The sequence below is a fragment of the Flavonifractor plautii ATCC 29863 genome (assembly GCF_000239295.1).
GTDB lineage: Bacteria > Bacillota > Clostridia > Oscillospirales > Oscillospiraceae > Flavonifractor > Flavonifractor plautii.
The window spans coordinates 1-19,607 of sequence record NZ_JH417643.1 but is presented as its reverse complement, the minus strand read 5'-3'; the positions used below and the strand labels follow the sequence as shown (position 1 = coordinate 19,607).

General features: G+C 62.9%; 27 protein-coding genes and 1 pseudogene. 27 read left to right on the top strand and 1 reads right to left on the bottom strand.

Annotation, left to right across the window (positions count from 1 at the left end; genetic code table 11):
- From HMPREF0372_RS19945 to HMPREF0372_RS01650, 23 genes and pseudogenes are all read left to right on the top strand, one after another.
- A pseudogene (locus HMPREF0372_RS19945) lies at positions 1-695 on the top strand (hypothetical protein); the annotation flags it as partial.
- Complete coding sequence (locus tag HMPREF0372_RS01755; RefSeq protein ID WP_155116946.1) at positions 685-1,995, top strand: AAA family ATPase; 1,311 nt, start codon at positions 685-687, stop codon at positions 1,993-1,995. The pseudogene HMPREF0372_RS19945 and the gene HMPREF0372_RS01755, both read left to right, overlap by 11 nt.
- Positions 1,996-2,163: 168 nt before the next feature.
- On the top strand, positions 2,164-2,349 hold the full coding sequence (locus tag HMPREF0372_RS01750; protein ID WP_039996484.1) for a hypothetical protein: 186 nt from the start codon (positions 2,164-2,166) through the stop codon (positions 2,347-2,349).
- A gap of 21 nt (positions 2,350-2,370) precedes the next feature.
- Positions 2,371-3,141, top strand: coding sequence for a ParA family protein (locus HMPREF0372_RS01745; RefSeq protein ID WP_007488439.1), 771 nt, complete (start codon positions 2,371-2,373; stop codon positions 3,139-3,141).
- Positions 3,141-4,694 (top strand): ParB/RepB/Spo0J family partition protein, encoded by a 1,554-nt coding sequence (locus tag HMPREF0372_RS01740; protein ID WP_007488438.1) that lies wholly within the window; start codon positions 3,141-3,143, stop codon positions 4,692-4,694. Before HMPREF0372_RS01745 ends, HMPREF0372_RS01740 begins: the two co-directional genes overlap by 1 nt.
- Positions 4,681-5,103 (top strand): hypothetical protein, encoded by a 423-nt coding sequence (locus tag HMPREF0372_RS01735; RefSeq protein ID WP_007488437.1) that lies wholly within the window; start codon positions 4,681-4,683, stop codon positions 5,101-5,103. The genes HMPREF0372_RS01740 and HMPREF0372_RS01735 overlap by 14 nt, the downstream gene beginning before the upstream one ends.
- A complete protein-coding gene (locus tag HMPREF0372_RS01730) occupies positions 5,096-5,299 on the top strand; it encodes a hypothetical protein (protein ID WP_007488436.1) in 204 nt (67 codons plus the stop codon). Before HMPREF0372_RS01735 ends, HMPREF0372_RS01730 begins: the two co-directional genes overlap by 8 nt.
- Before the next feature lie 24 nt (positions 5,300-5,323).
- Positions 5,324-5,485 carry a hypothetical protein gene (locus tag HMPREF0372_RS19550; protein WP_007488435.1) on the top strand — a complete coding sequence of 54 codons (162 nt, stop codon included), beginning with the start codon at positions 5,324-5,326 and terminating at the stop codon, positions 5,483-5,485.
- A gap of 399 nt (positions 5,486-5,884) precedes the next feature.
- Entirely contained in the window at positions 5,885-6,091 is a 207-nt protein-coding gene (locus tag HMPREF0372_RS01720; RefSeq protein ID WP_039996483.1) for a hypothetical protein, read from the top strand.
- Complete coding sequence (locus HMPREF0372_RS01715) at positions 6,091-6,855, top strand: rolling circle replication-associated protein (RefSeq protein ID WP_007488430.1); 765 nt, start codon at positions 6,091-6,093, stop codon at positions 6,853-6,855. Before HMPREF0372_RS01720 ends, HMPREF0372_RS01715 begins: the two co-directional genes overlap by 1 nt.
- Before the next feature lie 63 nt (positions 6,856-6,918).
- Positions 6,919-7,125, top strand: a complete 207-nt coding sequence (locus HMPREF0372_RS01710) for a cysteine-rich KTR domain-containing protein (RefSeq protein WP_007488428.1) — start codon at positions 6,919-6,921, stop codon at positions 7,123-7,125.
- Positions 7,126-7,189: 64 nt separating this feature from the next.
- Positions 7,190-7,558 carry an HNH endonuclease signature motif containing protein gene (locus HMPREF0372_RS01705; protein ID WP_039996487.1) on the top strand — a complete coding sequence of 123 codons (369 nt, stop codon included), beginning with the start codon at positions 7,190-7,192 and terminating at the stop codon, positions 7,556-7,558.
- A 271-nt stretch (positions 7,559-7,829) separates the two neighbouring features.
- A complete protein-coding gene (locus tag HMPREF0372_RS01700) occupies positions 7,830-8,339 on the top strand; it encodes a phage terminase small subunit P27 family (RefSeq protein ID WP_007488424.1) in 510 nt (169 codons plus the stop codon).
- Complete coding sequence (locus HMPREF0372_RS01695) at positions 8,336-10,153, top strand: terminase large subunit (RefSeq protein ID WP_007488422.1); 1,818 nt, start codon at positions 8,336-8,338, stop codon at positions 10,151-10,153. The genes HMPREF0372_RS01700 and HMPREF0372_RS01695 overlap by 4 nt, the downstream gene beginning before the upstream one ends.
- Before the next feature lie 24 nt (positions 10,154-10,177).
- Entirely contained in the window at positions 10,178-10,357 is a 180-nt protein-coding gene (locus HMPREF0372_RS01690; RefSeq protein WP_007488421.1) for a hypothetical protein, read from the top strand.
- Positions 10,354-11,709, top strand: a complete 1,356-nt coding sequence (locus tag HMPREF0372_RS01685) for a phage portal protein (RefSeq protein WP_007488419.1) — start codon at positions 10,354-10,356, stop codon at positions 11,707-11,709. Before HMPREF0372_RS01690 ends, HMPREF0372_RS01685 begins: the two co-directional genes overlap by 4 nt.
- A gap of 16 nt (positions 11,710-11,725) precedes the next feature.
- Positions 11,726-12,418: a hypothetical protein gene (locus HMPREF0372_RS01680; RefSeq protein WP_007488418.1), complete on the top strand. Its 693-nt coding sequence runs from the start codon at positions 11,726-11,728 to the stop codon at positions 12,416-12,418.
- Entirely contained in the window at positions 12,415-13,641 is a 1,227-nt protein-coding gene (locus HMPREF0372_RS01675) for a phage major capsid protein (protein WP_007488417.1), read from the top strand. Before HMPREF0372_RS01680 ends, HMPREF0372_RS01675 begins: the two co-directional genes overlap by 4 nt.
- 3 nt (positions 13,642-13,644) lie before the next feature.
- Positions 13,645-13,983: a head-tail connector protein gene (locus HMPREF0372_RS01670; protein WP_007488416.1), complete on the top strand. Its 339-nt coding sequence runs from the start codon at positions 13,645-13,647 to the stop codon at positions 13,981-13,983.
- A gap of 4 nt (positions 13,984-13,987) precedes the next feature.
- Complete coding sequence (locus HMPREF0372_RS01665; RefSeq protein WP_007488415.1) at positions 13,988-14,554, top strand: hypothetical protein; 567 nt, start codon at positions 13,988-13,990, stop codon at positions 14,552-14,554.
- A complete protein-coding gene (locus HMPREF0372_RS01660) occupies positions 14,551-15,090 on the top strand; it encodes a hypothetical protein (RefSeq protein WP_138308139.1) in 540 nt (179 codons plus the stop codon). The genes HMPREF0372_RS01665 and HMPREF0372_RS01660 overlap by 4 nt, the downstream gene beginning before the upstream one ends.
- 1 nt (position 15,091) lies before the next feature.
- Positions 15,092-15,553: a phage tail terminator family protein gene (locus HMPREF0372_RS01655; protein WP_009261032.1), complete on the top strand. Its 462-nt coding sequence runs from the start codon at positions 15,092-15,094 to the stop codon at positions 15,551-15,553.
- Positions 15,554-15,572: 19 nt separating this feature from the next.
- Entirely contained in the window at positions 15,573-16,676 is a 1,104-nt protein-coding gene (locus tag HMPREF0372_RS01650; RefSeq protein ID WP_007488410.1) for a phage tail sheath C-terminal domain-containing protein, read from the top strand.
- A 29-nt stretch (positions 16,677-16,705) separates the two neighbouring features.
- On the opposite strand, the gene HMPREF0372_RS01645 is transcribed toward HMPREF0372_RS01650, so the two are convergent.
- Positions 16,706-16,891 carry an Arc family DNA-binding protein gene (locus tag HMPREF0372_RS01645; protein WP_007488408.1) on the bottom strand — a complete coding sequence of 62 codons (186 nt, stop codon included), beginning with the start codon at positions 16,889-16,891 and terminating at the stop codon, positions 16,706-16,708.
- Between the two features lie 385 nt (positions 16,892-17,276).
- Here HMPREF0372_RS01645 and HMPREF0372_RS01640 point away from each other — a divergent pair, with 385 nt between their 5' ends.
- Genes HMPREF0372_RS01640 through HMPREF0372_RS01625 form a run of 4 tightly spaced genes read left to right on the top strand, consistent with a single transcriptional unit; the run spans position 17,277 to position 19,347 of the window.
- A complete protein-coding gene (locus HMPREF0372_RS01640) occupies positions 17,277-17,549 on the top strand; it encodes a hypothetical protein (protein ID WP_007488405.1) in 273 nt (90 codons plus the stop codon).
- Positions 17,550-17,581: 32 nt separating this feature from the next.
- Positions 17,582-18,490 carry a BRO family protein gene (locus HMPREF0372_RS01635; protein ID WP_007488404.1) on the top strand — a complete coding sequence of 303 codons (909 nt, stop codon included), beginning with the start codon at positions 17,582-17,584 and terminating at the stop codon, positions 18,488-18,490.
- 22 nt (positions 18,491-18,512) lie between these two features.
- On the top strand, positions 18,513-18,953 hold the full coding sequence (locus tag HMPREF0372_RS01630; RefSeq protein ID WP_007488403.1) for a phage tail tube protein: 441 nt from the start codon (positions 18,513-18,515) through the stop codon (positions 18,951-18,953).
- A 1-nt stretch (position 18,954) separates the two neighbouring features.
- The gene (locus tag HMPREF0372_RS01625; protein ID WP_007488402.1) at positions 18,955-19,347 is read left to right on the top strand and encodes a phage tail assembly chaperone; all 393 of its coding nucleotides are present in this window, start codon (positions 18,955-18,957) and stop codon (positions 19,345-19,347) included.
- Positions 19,348-19,607: the final 260 nt, after the last annotated feature.

Here is a 19,607-nt window from a genome sequence, read left to right as displayed (position 1 = left end):
GTGTGCGCGGATACCCTATCCCTGAAAATGGGGAGGAGAAATATAAAGAAGAAATAAAAAAAGAAAATAAGATCGCGCATTTGAAAAAATTGCAGAATATTCTCTCGACAATCGAGGTAACAGAGGATGCTCGTGAGGCTGATATGTCTATTCTGTCGGCACTGGAGGCGAACGGCTATACCTGCCAGAATGGGGTTCCTGTGCCATCCAGAGGCGGAAGTCCCCGATATACTGGGCGTATCGGCGTTGTTGCGGCAAAGGATGGGATAGTAGCGGCTATTGAGACGGATAGAAAAAGTGTGCGGGCCAAGAGCTTGTGTAAACTGCGTGAGTATCCATGTGATATCCGTGTAGTGCTCCTGAGAGGGGGAGAAATGTCCGAGACACCAGAAGGAGTTGACGCGGTTATCCCACTTAGGCTGAAAGAGGTAGATGATTCCTTCCACACTTTCTGGGATGCCTACCCAAAGAAAGTGGACAAACGTAGGGCCTACGAAGCATTTAAACGACTCAAGGTAACGCCCGAACTCCTAGCCGTAATACTTAAAGCATTGAGTGCGCAGAAACAGAGTGAACAATGGCAGGAAGCTGGAGGCCGTTTTATTCCTCACGCAACTACTTGGCTAAATGGGCGACGCTGGGAGGACATCCCAACTGCTCCACCGAGAAAGGAGCCAAAACGATATGTCGAATAACACCCCGGAGCTCAGCGACGTGCTGCTCTACGATCCCGGCTACCTGAACCCCGAGCTGCCCACCGGGTTCTGGTTCTGTGCTGACCCGGAGGACGTGCTGGCCGTCCAGATCAACGCCGGATGCCTGCGGGCGTCGGCGGGTTGGGAGGCATTGAGCCGCCACGAGCGATTTTTCCTCCAATTTTGCTACGTGCTGGTAGTCTGCGGGGACCCGGAGAAGCGGGCGGTCATGGTGCGGGAGCTGCGCCAGCGCCTGCCCAATGTCATCCTGCTGGCCGTGGAGGACAAGGGCTTCTGCCGGTGCAACTCCGTGCGGGACCTCCGGGCCACCTGCGGACTGCGGGCGGTGGAGCGGATGCTCCTGGAGGCGGTGGAGATCCCAGCCTACGGCCTCCTGGACCTGGCGGACGTAAGCGCGCCGGACGTGTCCAAACTGGACAAGGTGCTCTTCGGCATCTCCAACCTGGACCGGGCCACGGGCGGGGCCGTCATGGGGGAGCTGTCCGTCTGGACGGGCAAGAGGGGCGAGGGCAAGAGCACCCTGCTGGACCAGTTTCTGCTGGAGGCCATCGACCAGGGACAGCCGGTGTGCGCTTACTCCGGTGAGCTCCCCGCCTGGAAATTCAAATACTGGGCGTCTCTCCAGGCGGCGGGCCCCAAAAACCTCCAGATCCGCAAAGACCAGTTGAGCGGCAGGGAGATTCCGCATCCGACACCCTTCGCCCAGCAGATGATCGACGAGTGGTGGCGGGGGCGGTTCCTGCTCTACGACATCGGCACCAGCACCTACCACGATGCAGCCAACATCCTGCGGGTGTTCCGCTACGCCTACCGGCGCTATGGGGCCAAGGTCTACCTGGTGGACAACCTCATGACCGCCCGCTTCCGGGGGAACGACCGGGACTTCTACCGGGCGCAATCGGAGTTTGTTGCGGAGCTGGCCTCCTTTGCCCATGATAACAACGTCCACGTCCATCTGGTCGCCCACCCGCGCAAAACTGACCGCATCTCAGATTCGGACGAGGTGGCCGGCATCGGGGACGTGACCAATCTGGCGGACAACGTCTACGTCCTGGAGAAGGAGGAGCGGGAGGACCGCCAGCAGGATTCGGTGCTTACGATCCTCAAAAACCGCTTTTTCGGGGAGCGGGGCCGGAGCATTGGCCTGAACTTCGAGCGAAGAAGCAAGCGGTTTTACAAGTCGGGGACAGGCAACCCGGACAAGGTGTACGGCTGGGCGCTGAGCGGGCGTCAGGCAGTTGTGGATTTGCCGGAGGGCGGAGAGGACCCGTTCCCGTAAGCGGAAGGAGGGCGTGCAGATGGAGAAGCGGCGGCTGGAGCTGATTGAGGCGGAGTGCCGCCGGCATGCCGCCCTGGCACGGGTGGACGCGGCCCGCCGGGCCGAGCATGAGGAGGTGGCGGAGGCCCTGGCGTGGGCGCTGCGCCACCTCGGGAAAGAGGAGCCCATATGCGTATCGGTGAGGCTTACACCTTTGTCCCCGCCGCCTTCGGCGCGGAAATTGGGGGCAAGGAGACAAAAACCATCCCCCGGCGGGTGACCGGGCATATTGAGTACATCAACCGCGCCCACCGCTACTTCACCGTCCGGGTGGACACCGGGCGGGGAATCCTGCGGGAGAGCTTCAAATTTTAAGACAGAGAAAGGACAATAAACGTGAAGACAATCGCCATTGTAAACCTGAAGGGCGGCGTCGGAAAGACCGTCACCGCCGTCAATGTGGCCGCCATCCTGGCCACCGAGTACGGCCAGCGGGTGCTGCTCATTGATGCAGACCCCCAGGCCAACGCCACCCAGTCTTTGCTCCCGCCGGGGGAGTACAACACCCTGGCGGGGCTGCTGACCATACCGGACGCCTACTACGACGACCTGCTGTATCACAGCAGCATCCGGGGCCTGGACGTATTGCCGGCCGACGACGAGCTGCGCAACCTGGACGTGGATCTGCTCCAGGGGGAGCGGCCCAACCTGCGGGCCATCCGTGACCTGCGGGACGCGGTGGCGGAGGCTGACGCCTACGACTGCATCGTGATTGACTGCCCACCCGCGCTGTCCCCGGCCTGCGCGGCGGCCATTGCCGCCTCCACCGACGTGGTCATCCCCATCAAAGTGGATGCTTACAGTGTGCGGGGGATGAATGAGCTGACCGCCCAGATTGACCGCCTGCGGAGCATCTACCCGGACGTGCATGTGGCGGGCTGCCTGCCCACCATGTGGTACCGCTCGGACACGGTGGAGCAGGGGGAGCGGCTGCTCCAGGAGCAGGCCCCGGTACATGTCTTTGCCAGCCACATCCGGCGCAGCCCCAAGGTGGACGAGTCCACCTGGACGGGGGAGCCGGTGGTGAGCTGGTCGCCCCGCTCTGCGGCGGCCCAGGATTACCGGGCCTTTGTAGCAGAGTTCCTGGAAGAGGGGGCGGCAAAGTAATGGCCAAGTTTGATATCACGGCCGCCTTTCAGGCCGCCGTGGGTACCGCCGGAAATGTGTCCAAGTTGGACACATCGCGGGAGGTTATCGAGTACATCAGCCTGGACAATCTGGAGGCTGACCCGGGCAATTTTTACCGGCTGATCGGTCTGGAGGATTTGGCCGCGAATATTGAGCTGTGTGGCCTCCAGCAGCCTGTCCGGGTGCGGCCGACGGAGGGCGGGCGGTACGTCATCGTCTCCGGGCACCGGAGACGGGCGGCCCTGGCACTGCTGGCCAAAGAGGATCCGGAGCGGTGGGCAATGGTGCCCTGCATCGTGGAGCGGGACGAGGCATCCCCCGAGCTTCGGGAGCTACGGCTGATCCTGGCCAACAGCTCCACCCGGGTGCTCTGCCCGGCGGAGGTGTCCAAGCAGGCACAGCGTGTGGAGACGCTGCTGTACCAGCTCAAGGAGCAAGGCTATGAGTTCCCCGGTCGGATGCGGGATCAGGTGGCGGCGGCTTGCCAGGTGTCCGCCCCCAAGCTGGCCCGGCTCAAGGTCATCCGGGAGAGGCTGATACCCGCGTACCTGGAGGTATTCGACCGGAACAAGCTCCCGGAGCAGACGGCCTACGTCCTGGCACGGATGGAGACCGCACTCCAGGAGCGGCTGGCGAATATGCTGCCGAACCTGCCCACCGGGAGCCGGGCGGAGGAGCTGCTGGGGATGGCTCAAAACGGCACCGACTGGCGGCCTAAATTTGCCTGTCCAGACGGCAGCCCATGTAAGAGGGGAGACGCATTCCTACGGCATGACCTGGACTGTGGCTACGGTGAACTGTGCAAGGGTGAGACCTGCTGCCTGGATTGTGCACGGGCTAAGGTTAGTTGCTACGCTTGTGAACGCATGTGCTCCAAGGCCAAGGCCGCCCGGAAGGCGCAGCGGGACGAGGAGGAGGCCAGGGAAGCCAAGCGCGAGGCGAAGATCCAGGCTGAAATCCAGAAAAATGTGCAGCTCCGGGCCAAGAGGCTTGCCGCAGCCGCCGATGCCGCTGGGTTGGACGATTATTCCCCCATCTACATCTCAGATTATGGCCGGAGCATGACGGCGGGAAAACTGCGAGAATGGGCCGCAGGCCACTTTGACCAGGATGATAGGCTGTATCCCAGTACCCTTAACGCTAGGAACTTCAGTGATCCGGTCCGGCTGGCCAAGGATCTGGGGTGCTCCACGGACTACCTGCTGGGTGTTACGGACGAGCTGACCGGCCCGCCGGCGGCCTCTACATCCGCAACGAAGCAGGCCCGGGAAACTGCGCCGGACAGCGGCGATGACGACGGCCCCTGGCATTGGTGGCCAGAGCAGCCGCAGAAGAGCGGCCTGTACTGGTGCATCACGGGCCCTATGTCCCAAGGTGGGAGTCTCTACTGGTGGAGTGCTGAGAAGGAGAGATGGGAGCACGCGGCCATGGCCTTCCCGCTATCGCCGACCGTGACGATCTGGATGCGATGCCCGCAGCTCCCTGAGAGTATGGACTGGGAAAGGCAGGAGGACCCAAATGGCGAAGAATAAGAAAACACACCACCGCCCCGGACCGGGTAAGCCCCGGGGCGCGACCTATGCCCAGGTGCTGGCCCACAAGGCGGCCGTTCGGAGGGGGCTGGAGCAGGCCGCCCGGGACGCCACGGTGCAGGTACAGGCGGATACCCATACCCAGCGGGCCATGTGGTTGATGGTATGCTCCATCGCCGACGCCTACGGCTTCGGGCCGAAACAGATGCAAAAGTTTTTCTCCGCTCTTCAGGACAACACGGACGAGCTGGAGCGGATGCGGGCAGAAGTGGACGAGGAATACGCCTTTGAAAAGCTCCGCCAGAAGGCCCAGGCTGTTACCGGCATGGAGGTGCATTACCTCTATGAGCAGGAGGCTCTGCTGGCAGAGATGCGGGCGGCGAAGGAGGGGGTGTCAGCCCATGAGTAAGCGGATAATCCAAACCACACCCAGCGGCGAGTGGGGTATCCCCGGTGTGGATCTGGCCTCCCTGTCTCCCAGGGTGTACGGGGCGCTCTGCAAGCTCAAGGACATGGAGGCGCTGCTGGAGGTCATCAACTCTCCAACAGCTCAGGCGTGGGAGCGGGACGACGCCATCGAGCAGTTGATCCGTATGGGCAAGTAACGAGCCGACGGAGGACTGAAGAAAATGAAAGTACCTACGGAATTTGAGGGCGTTTTTCGGGACATCGAGCTGACGGAGCGAGAAATCGGCTTTTTGGTCTGGGTGGCAGGCTGGGATAGCTACACGATCGAAAATCTAAAATCGGTAGTTCAGAAAGTCCGAGCCAAAGCGGAGGCAAAAGAATGAAAAAGACCAGCATCAAAGAACTGCGGAGTTTCTCAAAGGAGGAGCTGATCCGCTATGTGCAGTATGTAGATTGAGAAGCTGGATATAAACGCAGTATGCTTTGGTATCCTTTGCAATTTTACCCCTGTATGCGGAGAAGAACGAGCAAAAGAGGCGGTTGAACTCGTCCGTACGCTCCAGGCCGAAAACGAGAAGCTGCGGGCCGATCTGGAGCAGGTGAAGCAGGATCGACGCCGGCCTGGGCAAGCTGGGTGTGTCCAAGTTGGACACAAATGGGGGATAAGCATGGGAGACTGCGTCCGTATCGAGGAGTACCGGCGCACCTGTGCTAATTGCTACTGGCACGATGCCGCCATGTGGGCGTGCAAGCGCCCGGGAGAAGGAAAGGAGAAACTCAACATGAAAAATAAGGACCTGCGGAGATTGCGCTGTCTGGTGAAGGCGCAGACCTTGTGGCACCTGGAGCGGCTGGCCTACCTGGACGGGTGCGGCGACGTGGGCCGCATGGTAGACAAGCTGACCCGGGACAAGGTGCTGGCTCTCCGCCAGTCTGTCGTCGGGCCATGGGCGGCCCACCATGTGGCCCGGGCTAAGAGTGTGGATTGATGGCAAAGCGGCTCAAGACCATCACGGCGGGGCGCCTGGTGGTTGTTGGGTGCTACACCATCCCAACACCCCGCAGCACAGAGCGGGAAAGAAAAGCACTGCGTGAGATCTCCAGCGCAGCCCAGATGACGATTAACGCCAACCGCTCCTGGCAACGGCTGGAGCTGCTGCTGGCCGCCAACTTCGGGCGGAGAGACCTCCACGTGGTGCTCACCTATGACGACGAGCACCTTCCGGCCAACCGGCAGGCGGCGGTGAAGCGGGTGCGCAAGATGCTGCCCCAACTCCGGGCCGTGCGGAAGTCCAGAGGGCAGGAACTCAAGTACATATATGTGACGGAGCAACTCAGCTCCGAGGGCGGGCGGCTCCACCACCACTTGATAATCAACGGAACCGGGGCGGATCTGGATGTGCTCCGCTCCCTTTGGCCTTATGGTGAGGTGGAGCTGGAGCCCCTGGACACATGGCAGGGCTACGAGGCCCTGGCCAAGTACCTGACCAAGGAGCCCAGGGAGCTGGGCAAGCCGGAGGTGGGGGCGCGGAACTGGGCGGCCTCCCTTGGGCTGAAAAAGCCGAAGGTGGAGAGTGAAATCGTCAAGGATAACCTGACGGTGGCCGCGCCGCCCGGAGCAGTCATCCTCAGCGCACCGCCACCCGTGCGAAACGAGTTTGGCGAGTTTGTCGTGCTGAAATACTATTTACCAATAAGGAAGAAGGAGGAGAAGAAAGGAACCAGGCCACCGCGCAGGCGGAAAAGAAAATAGCCCTCGCGTCTTTATTCGGTCTGGAAACCAGTGGTAACAAGTCCGTGAGGAGGTAGAAAATGCATGGAAAAGTTGCAAAACAGAGGCGAGTGTGGTAAACTAATCGTGAAGGACGGATGGCTGAAATGTCCGTCCTGCCGCAAGCGGCTGCTCCGAGTGGAGCGCGACACTGCGGCGCACAATCTCATTGTCTACTGCCGAAACTGCAAGCGCAGTGTAACGGTAGACATCGACAGAGGCCAGTGCTTTGAGAGCCAGAGCCCGACATGATCCCAGCGTGGGATGTGGTCGGGCTCTGGCTTTTTGTTTTGCCCGGAGGTGATAGCCCGTGGCCATGAAGCCGCTCCGACCATGCCGGCACCCAGGATGCCCGGAGCTCACCCGAGAGGGATACTGCCCCAGGCATAAGCCCAAGCGGGCGGGGCGCCGGGTGTCCGCCCAGTGGCACGGCTGGTACAGTCTGCCCGTCTGGACGGGCGACCTGCGGCCCAATCAGCTCATGCGGGAACCATGGTGCCGGGAGTGCGCCCGACGGGGCATACGGACCAGGGCCACGGTGGTGGACCACATCCAGCCCCACCGGGGCAACTGGGCCCGCTTTATCGACCGGGACAATTTGCAGAGCCTGTGTAAGTCCTGCCACGATCGCAAGACTGCCCTCGAAATGGCGGCGGAAAAACGGCAAAACCGGGGGCATTTTTAGTGCTCGGAATCGGCGAGACCGACGGGATGCTTGGGCGCGCGCAACGGACCTGCCCGCGCACGGCAAGCCGGAGGCTTGCCAGCCCATACCCCGGCCTGGAAAAGTTTGGGGAAATTGAAGCAAGACCGCACGGCCCGGTACACACAGCAGATTCTCCCCACGGGGATGCCGGGGCCGGCGGCTCCGAGAAAACGGCCTGCAGGCACCCAGCAGGCCCCATTGGCCGGCGGAAAATGTGTCCAAGTTGGACACCGACAAGGGAGTGAGAACAATGGCTGGAAAACGGCAGCCCACCGACATCGTGAAGGCCAACGGCCGCAAGCATCTGAGCCAGGCGGAGGAGGACGCCCGGCGGGACCGTGAGGTTCATGTCCCCTCGCCAGAGCAGGCTGTGCCGCCCCGGTGGCTGGGGAAGAAGTTCCACAAGGAGTTCCGGGAGATCGGCGAGATCCTGCGGACGGCCGGGCTGTATACAGAGCTGGACCGGGATGTGCTGGGCCAATTCCTGGTGGCCAGGGAACGCTGGGTACGGGCCGATAAGCTGGCCTCTGCCGCCATCCGGAAAAAGGACGAGAAGCTGGCCCGAGAGTGGACGGGTGTGCAGGGGTCCTACTTCAAGCAGTGCCGCCAGTGCGCCGAGGCTATGGGCCTGTCCATCACCTCGCGCTGCCGCCTGGTGGTACCGGAGGTGATGGTCAACGCGGCCAGGACCGAGGGTGACGAAGACGAGTTTACTCAGCTCCTGAAGAAACGCCAGGAGGCGGCGCTGGCCGGGGCATGATCCAGTATGACAAGACCGCCGGGCAGTTTGTCTGCGACTTTGTGGAGCGCCTGCCTACCACAGACACGGGTAAGCCCTTCCACCTCTACCGGTGGCAGCGGGAGACGCTGATGGAGTTCTATTCCACGATGGAGTGGGACAGCGAGTCGGACCGGCTTCTGAGACGATACCAGTATCTCTTTCTGGAGATCCCCAAAAAGAACGGTAAGAGCGAGCTGTCCGCCGCTCTGGGAATCTACCACCTGTTTGGGGACGGGGAACTGAACGCGGAGGTCTATATCTGCGCCGCGGACAAGGACAACGCAAGTATTGTGTTCCGGGCGGCGGTGTTCATGCTGGAGACCGCCCCCTGGACGGCCAGAATGATCGCCCGCGGGGAACTGAAGATCATCCGGTCCCAGAAAAAGATCGAGTACCGGCGGCAGGTGAAGGCGGAGAACGGCGGCCTGCGCTGGGTTGTCGTGGGGCTGATGCAGGTGCTCTCCTCGGAGTCCTATTCCAAGCACGGCTACAAGCCCAGCTGCGTGATCTTCGACGAGCTCCACGCCCAGCCTGACAGGAAGCTGTGGGACGTGATGACCGGCGCGGCCGGCGCCGCCCACACTCAGCCTGTGTGGCTGGTGCTGACCACTGCCGGCGATGACCCGGACCGTGGCAGCATCGGCTGGGAGATCCATGAGAAGGCCGTGGCCATCCGGGACGCCCGGCGGCTGAGAACCATCGAGGCCGAGGGCGGAGACCCCAGGCAGATCCTGTCCCTGCGGCATACCGCCGACGAGGATCTGGAGCAGGCCAAGGCCACGCTGCTGGCCAAAGACGAGAGCAACTGGCTTCCCGTGCTGTACGGACTGACCGCCATGTTCGGGGATGACTCGGACGACCTGGACCAGGTGGACATCTGGGACGAGGCGCTGTGGTACCAGTGCAATCCTTCCCTAGGCGAGCACCTGACCCTGCGGGCTCTGCGGCTGGAGGCTCAGGCAGCCAAAAAAAGCGAAGCGGCGGAAAAGTTGTTCCGCTGGCTGCGGCTCAACCAGTGGATCTCCACCAAGGCGGTGAGCTGGATTCCACTGACACTGTATGACAAGACCCAATGGAACCGGCCGGAGTGGCGAAACCTGAAAGCCCCGGACCGGCGCCGCGCGGTACGGGAGTTCCTGCGGGGGAAGCGGTGCTATGGCGGGCTGGACCTGTCCAAGAGTACCGACCTGACGGCCTTTGTGCTGATCTTCCCTCCCCAGCCAGGGCTGGACACCTGGGTGACCCTGTTCTGGGCCTGGCGGCCGGAGGAGGGCGTGGACGAGGCGGAGAAGCACGACCACAGCCATTACCGGGACTGGGAGCGGGCCGGCTTCGTGGAGCTGTGCGAGGGAGACATCGTGGACTACAGCCGGGTGGAGGAGGTCATCCGTGAGGCGGCCGCCATGTTCCGCCTTGAGCTCCTGGGCCTGGACGCCGCCATGGCGTGGACTCTCTCTCAGCGGCTGATGACGGCTGGACAGAGAGGGAAACCGCTGGAGCTGGTGACCATCCCACAGACCATGCTGGGGATGTCCCCCGCCACCAAGAAGCTGGAACTGCTGATCCGGGAACACAAAATGCTCCATGAGCACAACACCTGCGCCCGGTATTGCTTTGGCAACGTGCGGTGTGCGGTGGACGGCAATGAGAACATGAAGCCCATGAAAAACCAGAGCCGCGGCCGCATCGACATCACGGTGGCCTGGATCATCGCCATGGCGGCTGCCATGCTGAAGGAGCAGCAGAAGCCGGACCTGGCCGAGGTAATGCGGACGAGAAACTATCACCTGTAGGCCGATGGCCGGAGAGGAGGAGACATGAAGAATCTTGTGAACTGCCTGGCAAAGCACCTGGGCGAGCTGGTGCTGGTGGGCGGCGCCGCCGTGGTGGCGGTGGGGGCAGGAATGATCTATCTGCCCGCGGGCCTGATCACCGGGGGCAGCCTGGCCATCGCCGGCGCGGTGCTGTCCCTGTGGGGAGCGGGTGAGGAGAAATGAGCCTGCGGAAAGGACTGGCGCGGGCCGGGAAGTCGAGTGCCGTTCGGAAAGGGCTGGCCGGCGTCGGCCGGCTCCTGACCCTGGATAACCCGGAGGGCTGGCTGAGCGGTGAGGAGCTGGTCGGTCTGAGCCGGGATCGGGCCATGAAGATCTCCACAGTCAACCGGTGCGTGGAGCTACTGTCCACCTCCATGGCGGTGCTGCCTGTCTACATCATGGAGGAGGGAACCAAGAAGCGGATGCCGGATCACCATCTGGGCCGGGTGCTGTGGGAGCGGCCCAACGAGGCCATGACCCCCTTCGACTTCCGGCGGCTGCTGATGTGCAACGAGCTCCTCCGGGGAAACGCCTACGCCTGGATCTACCGGGATGCCGGGAGCGGCCTGCCCATGGAACTGATCCCCCTGCCTCCGGACTATGTGTCCATGCACCTGGACCTGTCCGGCAAGGTGTGGTACCTCTTCACCCATCCGGTCACCGGCGAGGTGACCCGCATCCGGTGCGAGGATATGCTGCACTACAAGGCATATTCGGAGGACGGCCTGGAGGGGATCAGCGTACTGCGCCGGGCCTCCCTGACCCTGGACACTGCCCGGGCGGCCCAGCTGTATGAGAACAGCATCTGGCGCAACGGCGGCCAGCCCAGCGGCATCCTGACCACGGAGACGGACCTGGGCGACGAGTACGAGGTGGAGCTGGAGGACGGCACCACGGTGAAGATAGATCCCAAGGACCAGCTGAGGCAGTCCTGGGAGGCGATCCACAGCGGGCCGGGCAATGCCTTCAAGGTGGCGATCCTGGACATGGGCCTGAAGTATCAGCCCATCTCCATGAACAACACCGACGCCCAGTTCGTGGAGAGCAGCGAGATCCGGGTGGCGGATGTGTGCCGGTTCTTCGGGGTGCCCCTGCACCTGGCTTACGCCGGCAAGCAGAGCTACCAGAGCAACGAGCAGAACGGCATCGAGTACGTGACCTATACCCTGATGGGCTACGACACCCAATGGGGCCAGGAGGACACCTACAAGCTGCTGCTCCCAGGAGAGCGGGCCAAAGGGCTGCGGATCAAACGGGAGATGAAGGTATTCCTGCGGGGTGATACCACTGCACAGGCGGCTTGGCTCAAGGCCATGCGGGAGGTTGGTGCCTACTGCTCGGACGAGATCCGGGCGCTGGACGACCTTCCGGCTATCCCTGGTGGCCAGGAATACTACTCCAGCTTGAACTATGTTCCCCTGGAACTGTGGCGCATCCTGAGTATCATCCGCGCACTGGGAAAGACAGCGGGTGGTATCCCGGGGGAGCCGCCGCTGGAAGAAAAACCAGGTGGACAAGGAACCCCACCGGCATAGGAAGGAGAGAAGCCGAATGAATGAGATCCTGAAGGCCGCTGTGGTACAGCAGCAGGCGGTAGGGCCGGAGGAGTTGGCCCTCATCAATAAGCAGAGTCTGAGGGAGCTGGCGGCGGATGAGGTGTTCACCTTCCGGCTGGCGGCTTGTGATGACCAGGTGGACCGGGATAATGAGCGGTTTACCCTGGCGGCCCTGGAGGGCCTGGCTCCCCTGTTTGTGGGGCGGCCGGTGCTGATGGACCACAAGTGGTCCGCCGGTACCCAGACCGCCCGGATCTACGCCGCCGGCGTGGAGGAAGCGGAGAGCGTCCACCGGCTGGTCCTGCGGTGCTATATGCCCCGGACAGAGCAGACGGCGTCCACCATCACCGCCATTGAGAGCGGCATCCTGCGGGAGTGCAGTGTGGGCTGTGCGGTGGAGCGGGCGCTCTGCTCCATCTGCGGAGCCGACCAGGTACAGGCATGTTGCCAGCACTGGCCAGGCCGGGAGTATGACGGCAGGTTGTGCGTGATGGAATTGGATGGGGCAAAGGACGCCTATGAGGTGTCCCTCCTGCCCGTCCCAGCCCAGCCGGGCGCCGGTATCGTGAAAAGCAAGCGGTACGGCGGCCAGGAGTCCCCCGAGGATGCCGGGGATGATGAGGTGTTTCAACTGGCGGCAGCCAGACAGGAACAGGAAAACATGAGATATGGAGGAACAGAGCTATGACGTATCAGGAATATCTGGAGCTGAAGGCCAAGCGGGCCGGGAAGCTGAAGGAGGGCGAGGCCCTGCTGGCCAAGAAGGACTTTGACGGCCACAAGGCCCTGATGGGCGAAGTGTCCAAGATGAACCAGGAGCTGGACGCCGCTGAAGCCCAGCTGGCCGAGGAGGGCCGCTTTGCCGAGGACGACGAGGGCATGAAGCTGCGCAGCAAGGCATTCCAGGCCAAGAATGAAGAGAAGGCCAAGGGCGCGGCCATCGACGAGATCCGCCGGAGCAACGAGTATGCCACTGCTTTCGCCAAGGCCCTGCGCAATGGGGTAAAGGTCAACAAGGTATGGGGTATGGAGGGCTACGAACCCCTGGCCAAGGCTTTGACTGAGACCGGCGGCTCCCCTGAAGGGGCGGACGGCGGCTTCCTGGTACCCCAGGACTTTGACAACATGATCCACGAATACGAGAAGGAGTATGTGGATCTGAGCCAGTTCTTCGCGGTGGAAAATGTACGCAGCCTGAGCGGCTGGCGGGCCGTGGAGCAGGGCAAGCGCAAGCCTCTGCCCAAGATTGCGGAGATGGGCACCATCGGCAAGGACGACCAGCCCAAGTTCTCCAAGGTCACCTATACGGTGGATAAGTATGGAGACCGGCTGCCCGTCTCCTCCGAGCTGCTCAGCGACAATACCGCCGGCCTGCTCCGCTATCTGGCCGGCTGGTTCGGGCCCAAGTACATCCTGACCAAGAACACCCTGCTGCTGGAACTGCTAAAGGGGCTGGAGACCGAAGTACCCCTCACGGCAGGCAAGGAGGCCAAGGAGCTGCGCATGGCCATGATTACCAAACTTAACACGGCCCACAGTATGGTGGCCACCCTGTTGACCAACCAGAACGGCTATGCCGAGATGGACAGTTGGGAGGATAAGAACGGGCGGTCTCTGCTGGTGCCCAACCCCGCGGACCCCAATGTGTACCGCCTGAGCGGGCGCCGGGTGGTTTACGGCGACAACGACCTGATTCCCGACGAGGACACCAAGCACCCCATCTATGTGGGTAGCTTCAAGGCCCTGGGCACCCTGTTTGTCCGGAAGGGCATTGAAGTGGCGGCCACCGACGTGGGCGGCGACGCCTGGGCCACTGACAGCTACGAGATCCGCGGCCTGTGCCGCCTGGATGCGGTGGCTATGGACAAGGCGGCGGCCTTCAAGGCCACGATCGCTGAGGCGGGGGGCTAACCTATGGCGCTGAGTGAGGCGCGGCGGGCCAGCCTGCTGGCCTACTGCCGCATCGAGGAGCCAACCGCGGAGGAGCTGCTCACCCTGGAGGGGCTGTACGACGCGGCGGTGGGCTACCTGGAGCAGGCGGGGGTGTCTGAGCCGGAGGAGGGCACCCCCCGCCGGGCCCAGTACGACCTGTGCGTCAACTTCATGGTGTTGCGGGACTTCGACTTGCGGGAGGCCACGATAACCGGCACGATTGTCAATGACAACCCGGCCTTCCGGCGCCTGCTCACCCAGCTCAAGCTGACGGAGCCGGATGTGTCCAAGTTGGACACATCCGGGGCTGGGGAGGTGTGAGGCAATGGCAGATTACATCGATGCCGGGAAGCTGAATCAGCCGGTTCAGGTGCTGGAGCTGCGGGAGACCGCGCCCGGCGTATGGGAGTGGGTGCCCGCCCGGCGGACCTGGGCCTCCATCACGTTACAGCCGAAAACCAACCTGTTTTCCAAGGTGGGCATCGGGGCCAGGGACGCCGCCGTGATCGTGCGGCGGCAGCCCCTCACCCTCCACCACGCCCTCCGCTGGGGCGATACCCACCTGTTTTTGACCTCCATCGTGCCCATGGGCCGCAACCACCTGGAGGTGGACGCGGCGGTGGTCAAGGTGGACACGGTGCGGCAGATGGCGGAGCGGGAGGCGGTGGTACAGACCTTTCCGGGGGTGCTCACCGAGAAGTATGTCCGGCACGGCCAGGAGTGGCCCATGTCAGTCAACGAGCTGGGGCTGGTTCTGGTGACGCCCAAGGCCGTCACCCTCCCGCCCGGCGGGCTCGTAGAGGCTCGTGGGGCGCTGTGGGAGATCCTGGCGCCCCACGAGCTGGATGAATTTAAAAACGAGTATGAGATCGGAAGGACGGTGGACCTGTGAGCAGCACGGCGCGTATGGACCGGGCGCGGCTGGAGCGGTTCAACCGCTTTTGGGAGGAGCTCCTCCAGGCAGTGCCGGACGCACGGCGGCAGGCAGTGGAAGAGGCCGGCGCGGCCGTCCAGAGGGAGCTCAACGCGCAAATCGGCGCGGCGGAGCTGGCCGATGGGGCCAAGGGCACCGTGCGCACCTGGCAGGAGTTGCGGGTGGGCAGCAAGGGCGGCTATGCGGCCCTCTCTCCCGGAAAAGGGACGGCCCAGCCCAGGGTGGAGGAAACGCAGCATACCTGGAAGGGAAAGCCCGTGTCCAAAAAGCAGGTCACCCGGTGGCTGGAGCGGGGGCACGGCACCCGCAGGCCGGCGGCCGGAAGCAGCCGGTCGTGGAACCAGGCGGGGCGGGCCGGAGTCACGCGGGCCTCAGCCGCCGGATATGTCAAGGGCCGGCAATTCTATAGCTGGACAAAGGCGAAGGCGCTGGAGCTCGCGCTGAAAGCGGCGGACCGGGTGCTGAGCCGGATTGCGGATGAGGTGGACTATTGAGATGCTTACAACCAATACGCTGATGAACGCCGTGGAGGCGGCGCTGAAGCGCCTCTATCCGGGAGAGCCGGTCTACTATGACGAGCTTCCCAAGGACTTCCGGCGGCCCTCCTTTACCCTGGAGTGCCAGAAGGCGGAGCAATCCGATGTCAACATCGGACTGGTACGCCGCAGCGTGACCCTTCTGGTCACCTGCTATGTGGAGGCGGACGCCTACCATGACAGCAGCCGGAAGGCGCTGAACCAGCGGCAGGACACAGTGATGGGCCTGTTTGCCCAAGGTTTTTTCCAGGTGGAGGACCGGGCCCTGACGGTGCAGGCAAACCGTGGACTTGGGAACCCGGACTTTGCCGAGGTGAGCGCCGTATTCCAGTGGATGGATGCCCGGCCGGGCTATCAGGACCCGGAGGCGGCGGACACCCCAAAGATGGAGCACTTTGCAATCGAACGAACTGCGCTTTGACGCAAGAGAGGATGATACGATGGCGACGACAATCGGGCTGCCCAGCCTGACGATCACTTTCCAGGCGGCCGCCCAGCAGGCGGCCAACCGGAGCAAGAAGGGCTATGTGGGCGTATTTGTACGGGACGCCAAGGCCCAGGGCGTCCACCAGCTTTCCAGCGCGGCGCTGATCCCCGCTGAGCTGGGCCAGGAAAACCAGAATTACATCAGGAGGGCGTTCACCGGCAGCGACCGGGGCGGCCCCAGCAAGGTGGTGGCGGTGGTCATCGCCACGGGCACGGAGGACACCACCGCCCTGGAGGCGGGCCTCAAGAGCATTGAGGGGCTGACGCTGGACTACCTGGCCGGGCCGCCCGACGCGACGGCCGCCGAGCTGACGGCGCTGGAGAAGTGGGTGAAGGACCGGAGGGCGGCCTACTTCACCGAGAAGCTGGTGGAGCCCAACGCCGCCAAGGCCCCGGACGACATGGGGATTATCGACTTCGCCGAGACCGACGGGGCCATTGCGGAGGGGGAAACCACCTACACCGCCGGGGAGTACGCCAGCCGGATCGCGGGTGTGCTGGCGGGCATCCCCGCGGGCATGTCGGCCACCTACGCCCCCCTGACGGAGCTGACCGCCGTGACGCCCCGCTCCACGCAGGAGCAGGCGGCGGCCATCAAAGCGGGCAAGCTCATCCTGATCCACGACGGCGTCAAGGCCAAGATCGCCCGGGGCGTCAACTCCCTGACCACCATCCCCGCCACGGGGAAGGCGGACTGGAGCAAGATCAAGATCGTGGAGGGGATGGATCTCCTCACCTACTATCTGCGCACCACCATCCAGGACCAGTATGTGGGCCGGTACGCCAACACCTACGACAACAAGTGCGTCCTGGTGACCGCCATCCAGACCTTCCTGGCCGAGCTGGAGGGCCAGGGGGTGCTCTCCTCCGGGGAGAGCTGGGCGGAGCTCGACGTGGAGGCTCAAGAAAAGTGGATGCGCTCCCAGGGCATTGAGACGGCGGATATGACCGCACAGGAAATCAGGGAGTATCAGACCGGGAGCTGGGTCTTTGTCCGGGTGGGGGGCCGCTTCGTCGACGCCATGGAGGACTTCCAGCTCTCCGTGGACAACCTGTAGCACCGCCCGGAGCGCGAAAAAGCCGGGGATTACTCCCCGGCCTCCCGCTCCATGCGCTGTTCAATGGCTTTGTTGATATAGGCGTTGACGCTCTCGCCCTGGGCATCCGCTTTCGCCTGAATGACCTCTTTTCGCCCTTTTGGCATGGTGAGGTTTACCCGATCATAGGTGCGAGCTATATAGTCGTTCTGCCACTTGGCCTTTCGTTCCGCCAAAGTACCACCTCCCAAACCTAGTATACTATGCCTCAGCCTATTGCGCAACGTAGCAAAATACACGAAATACGTTGCGCAATGTTGTGGAGAGTGTCAGTTGAAATACGTTGCGCAACGTAGTATACTAGCATCGTCAAGGGGGACAACCCCAAGACAAATAAAAGCCGCCCGGTGACGCGGGCGGCGGAAGGAGGCGAGGGTATGCGGTTCCAGAATGGAACGTGGAGTTGCGGCGGAACGTCCTTCTCCACACTGCATGAGGCGCTGTTAAGCGTCTGGCCGAAGTAACGGCCGGGGGCCGGGGAGACCCGGCCCCACCCCAAAACTCGTCTCCGGGGCTATTATAGCACGGCAGGCAACGGAAAAGCAACAGGAGGGTTTTATCATGGTGGATTCGGCGAAGGGGAAAGCGGAGGACGTGCGGGCCGGGTTTGATACGCTGCGGGTTCTCGTGGACGCGGTGGACACCCAGTTGGGATTTTTCATCCGGGAGAAGGGGATGTTCGGCCCTTACCGTGAGCTTATCCAGTCTCACGCGCTGGATATCCAGACCATGCTCGGTGTGATTCTTCATGAGGTCTGTGACATGGAGAAGGAGCAGGGCGAGCTGGTGCGAATGCTTATACATCAGAGGACAGAAACAGAAGAGGACACATAACCCATGGAAGCCGGCGGAGGAGGCCGGAGATTATGAAGGAAATGCAGATTTTTGAGAACCAGGAGTTTGGGACGGTGCGCACCGTCGAACTCGACGGGGAGCCCTGGCTGGTGGGTAAAGATGTGGCCCAGGCGCTGGGGTACAGCAATCCGCGGGATGCGCTCGATCGGCACGTGGATGACGAGGATAAAGCTACCGTCGGGATTCACGACGGCAGCCAGACCAGAAACATGACCATCATCAACGAGAGCGGCCTGTATTCCCTGGTGCTGTCCAGCAAGCTGCCGGGGGCGAAGAAGTTCCGGCGGTGGGTGACGGCAGAGGTGCTGCCCGCTGTCCGGAAGCACGGGGCGTACATGACGCCCCACACACTGGAACAGGCGCTTTTAAGCCCGGACTTCCTGCTGCGGCTGGCCCAGCGGCTGAAGGAGGAGCAGGAGGGGCGCAGGGTGGCGGAGCGGGACCGGGCCCTCCTGGCCAGGGAGCTGGCGGTTCAGCAGCCCAAAATCGACTACTTCAACGAGCTGGTGGAGCGGAACCTGCTTCTGAGCCTGCGGGAGACGGCAAAGCTGTTGAGCGTGGGGGAAAAGGCATTCATCCGCTGGCTGCTGGAAAACCGGTACCTGTTCCGGGGGAAGAGCGGGAAACTGCTACCCTATGCCACGCGGCCCAACAACGAATGCTTCGAGGTAAAGGAATGGTTTGACCGGGAAACGGGAAAGGGAGGCGTGCAGACGCTGGTGACGCCGCGGGGGCGGGAGACCTTCCGCCTGCTGTTGGAAGGGAAGCCGGAGAGCGGGCTTTGGAGTTTCCCAGGCGGGGGCAGCATCCCGCTGCCCCCGGAAATGACGGAGGAGGAAGCCAGACGGGCCGAGGAGTGGTATCTGACCGGATATTTCAAACAGGCAGACAGGGAACCGAACCGGCAGACGGCCGGATAAAGGACAGAAAGGACGGATTTCTATGGCAAGAACCATTGACAGCGCCAGGCGGGTCATTTCGGGCACCTGGGGCGAGCTGTGGATCGACGGGGAGAAGGTGGCGGAGGTCTCCGCCTGTCAGGCCAAGGTGGCGCTGAACAAGGAGACCGTCAACCTGTGCGGCCGGTTCATGACCACCCACAAGGCCATGAACGCCAGCGGCACCGGGAGCCTGACGATGCACAAGGTGGACTCCGGCTTCGCCCAGAGGATGGAGGGCATCAAGCGCGGCGTGGACCGGCGCTTCACGGTGATCTCCAAGCTGCGGGACCCGGACAGCTACGGCGCGGAGCGGGTGGCACTCTACGACGTCAGCTTCGACGACCTGACCCTGGCCGACTGGCAGGCCGCCGCCGTGGGCTCGGTGACCGCCCCCTTCACCTTCAGCGACTACGAATACCTGGATCAGATTGAGGTGCAGTGACATGGAAGAGAAAAGGACGGATTTGTTGGCGCTTCTGCTTCGGCCGGAGCTGCCCAATGTGCAGAAGGAGCTGCCCACGGCAGAGTACCGCGTCAAGCGGCTGAGCGAGGCGCTGGGCACGGACGTGGTATTCAAGCTGAGGGCGCTGCCCTACGGAAAGGTAAAAAGCATCCGGGATTCGGTGGCGGGCGACCCAATGCTGGATATCCTGCTGGCCGGCTGTGTGGAACCCGACCTGAAGGCGAAGGAGCTGAAGGAGAAGTACGGCGGAGCCACCCCGGCCGAGACGGTGAAGGCCATGCTGCTGCCGGGCGAGATCGAGGATCTCAGCCGGGCGGTGGAGCGGCTGTGCGGGTTCCGCCGCATCACCATTGATGAAGTAAAAAACGCCTGACGGAGGGCGGCGACACAGAGCTGGAGCTGGTTTACTACCTGTTCCACAAGCATCACTGGACACCGGAGATGTACTACGGCATGGGCCAGGGAGGCCGGGATCTGACTCTGGCGTTCGCCCTCCATGAGGTGGAAGAGGGGAGGGAACCCGGCTAGAACGGCGGGCGGCCACAAGGGCCGCCCCTACGGCCGTGCGCCCAACCCGGAGCATGACAGAAAGCGGGAACGCGGGCCGATGTGGGCAGAAGGTGAATTGCCCCA

Excerpts from the sequence above, each read along its gene's own strand:
- HMPREF0372_RS01640 (WP_007488405.1), top strand. The coding sequence starts at position 17,277 with ATGGTGGATTCGGCGAAGGGGAAAGCGGAGGACGTGCGGGCCGGGTTT.
- HMPREF0372_RS01690 (WP_007488421.1), top strand. The coding sequence starts at position 10,178 with ATGAAGAATCTTGTGAACTGCCTGGCAAAGCACCTGGGCGAGCTGGTG.
- HMPREF0372_RS01650 (WP_007488410.1), top strand. The coding sequence starts at position 15,573 with ATGGCGACGACAATCGGGCTGCCCAGCCTGACGATCACTTTCCAGGCG.
- HMPREF0372_RS01665 (WP_007488415.1), top strand. The coding sequence starts at position 13,988 with ATGGCAGATTACATCGATGCCGGGAAGCTGAATCAGCCGGTTCAGGTG.
- HMPREF0372_RS01735 (WP_007488437.1), top strand. The coding sequence starts at position 4,681 with ATGGCGAAGAATAAGAAAACACACCACCGCCCCGGACCGGGTAAGCCC.
- HMPREF0372_RS01715 (WP_007488430.1), top strand. The coding sequence starts at position 6,091 with ATGGCAAAGCGGCTCAAGACCATCACGGCGGGGCGCCTGGTGGTTGTT.
- HMPREF0372_RS01755 (WP_155116946.1), top strand. The coding sequence starts at position 685 with ATGTCGAATAACACCCCGGAGCTCAGCGACGTGCTGCTCTACGATCCC.
- HMPREF0372_RS01655 (WP_009261032.1), top strand. The coding sequence starts at position 15,092 with ATGCTTACAACCAATACGCTGATGAACGCCGTGGAGGCGGCGCTGAAG.
- HMPREF0372_RS01695 (WP_007488422.1), top strand. The coding sequence starts at position 8,336 with ATGATCCAGTATGACAAGACCGCCGGGCAGTTTGTCTGCGACTTTGTG.
- HMPREF0372_RS01625 (WP_007488402.1), top strand. The coding sequence starts at position 18,955 with ATGGAAGAGAAAAGGACGGATTTGTTGGCGCTTCTGCTTCGGCCGGAG.
- HMPREF0372_RS01720 (WP_039996483.1), top strand. The coding sequence starts at position 5,885 with ATGAAAAATAAGGACCTGCGGAGATTGCGCTGTCTGGTGAAGGCGCAG.
- HMPREF0372_RS01705 (WP_039996487.1), top strand. The coding sequence starts at position 7,190 with ATGAAGCCGCTCCGACCATGCCGGCACCCAGGATGCCCGGAGCTCACC.
- HMPREF0372_RS01730 (WP_007488436.1), top strand. The coding sequence starts at position 5,096 with ATGAGTAAGCGGATAATCCAAACCACACCCAGCGGCGAGTGGGGTATC.
- HMPREF0372_RS19550 (WP_007488435.1), top strand. The coding sequence starts at position 5,324 with ATGAAAGTACCTACGGAATTTGAGGGCGTTTTTCGGGACATCGAGCTG.
- HMPREF0372_RS01700 (WP_007488424.1), top strand. The coding sequence starts at position 7,830 with ATGGCTGGAAAACGGCAGCCCACCGACATCGTGAAGGCCAACGGCCGC.
- HMPREF0372_RS01680 (WP_007488418.1), top strand. The coding sequence starts at position 11,726 with ATGAATGAGATCCTGAAGGCCGCTGTGGTACAGCAGCAGGCGGTAGGG.
- HMPREF0372_RS01675 (WP_007488417.1), top strand. The coding sequence starts at position 12,415 with ATGACGTATCAGGAATATCTGGAGCTGAAGGCCAAGCGGGCCGGGAAG.
- HMPREF0372_RS01710 (WP_007488428.1), top strand. The coding sequence starts at position 6,919 with ATGGAAAAGTTGCAAAACAGAGGCGAGTGTGGTAAACTAATCGTGAAG.
- HMPREF0372_RS01685 (WP_007488419.1), top strand. The coding sequence starts at position 10,354 with ATGAGCCTGCGGAAAGGACTGGCGCGGGCCGGGAAGTCGAGTGCCGTT.
- HMPREF0372_RS01670 (WP_007488416.1), top strand. The coding sequence starts at position 13,645 with ATGGCGCTGAGTGAGGCGCGGCGGGCCAGCCTGCTGGCCTACTGCCGC.
- HMPREF0372_RS01750 (WP_039996484.1), top strand. The coding sequence starts at position 2,164 with ATGCGTATCGGTGAGGCTTACACCTTTGTCCCCGCCGCCTTCGGCGCG.
- HMPREF0372_RS01635 (WP_007488404.1), top strand. The coding sequence starts at position 17,582 with ATGAAGGAAATGCAGATTTTTGAGAACCAGGAGTTTGGGACGGTGCGC.
- HMPREF0372_RS01630 (WP_007488403.1), top strand. The coding sequence starts at position 18,513 with ATGGCAAGAACCATTGACAGCGCCAGGCGGGTCATTTCGGGCACCTGG.
- HMPREF0372_RS01740 (WP_007488438.1), top strand. The coding sequence starts at position 3,141 with ATGGCCAAGTTTGATATCACGGCCGCCTTTCAGGCCGCCGTGGGTACC.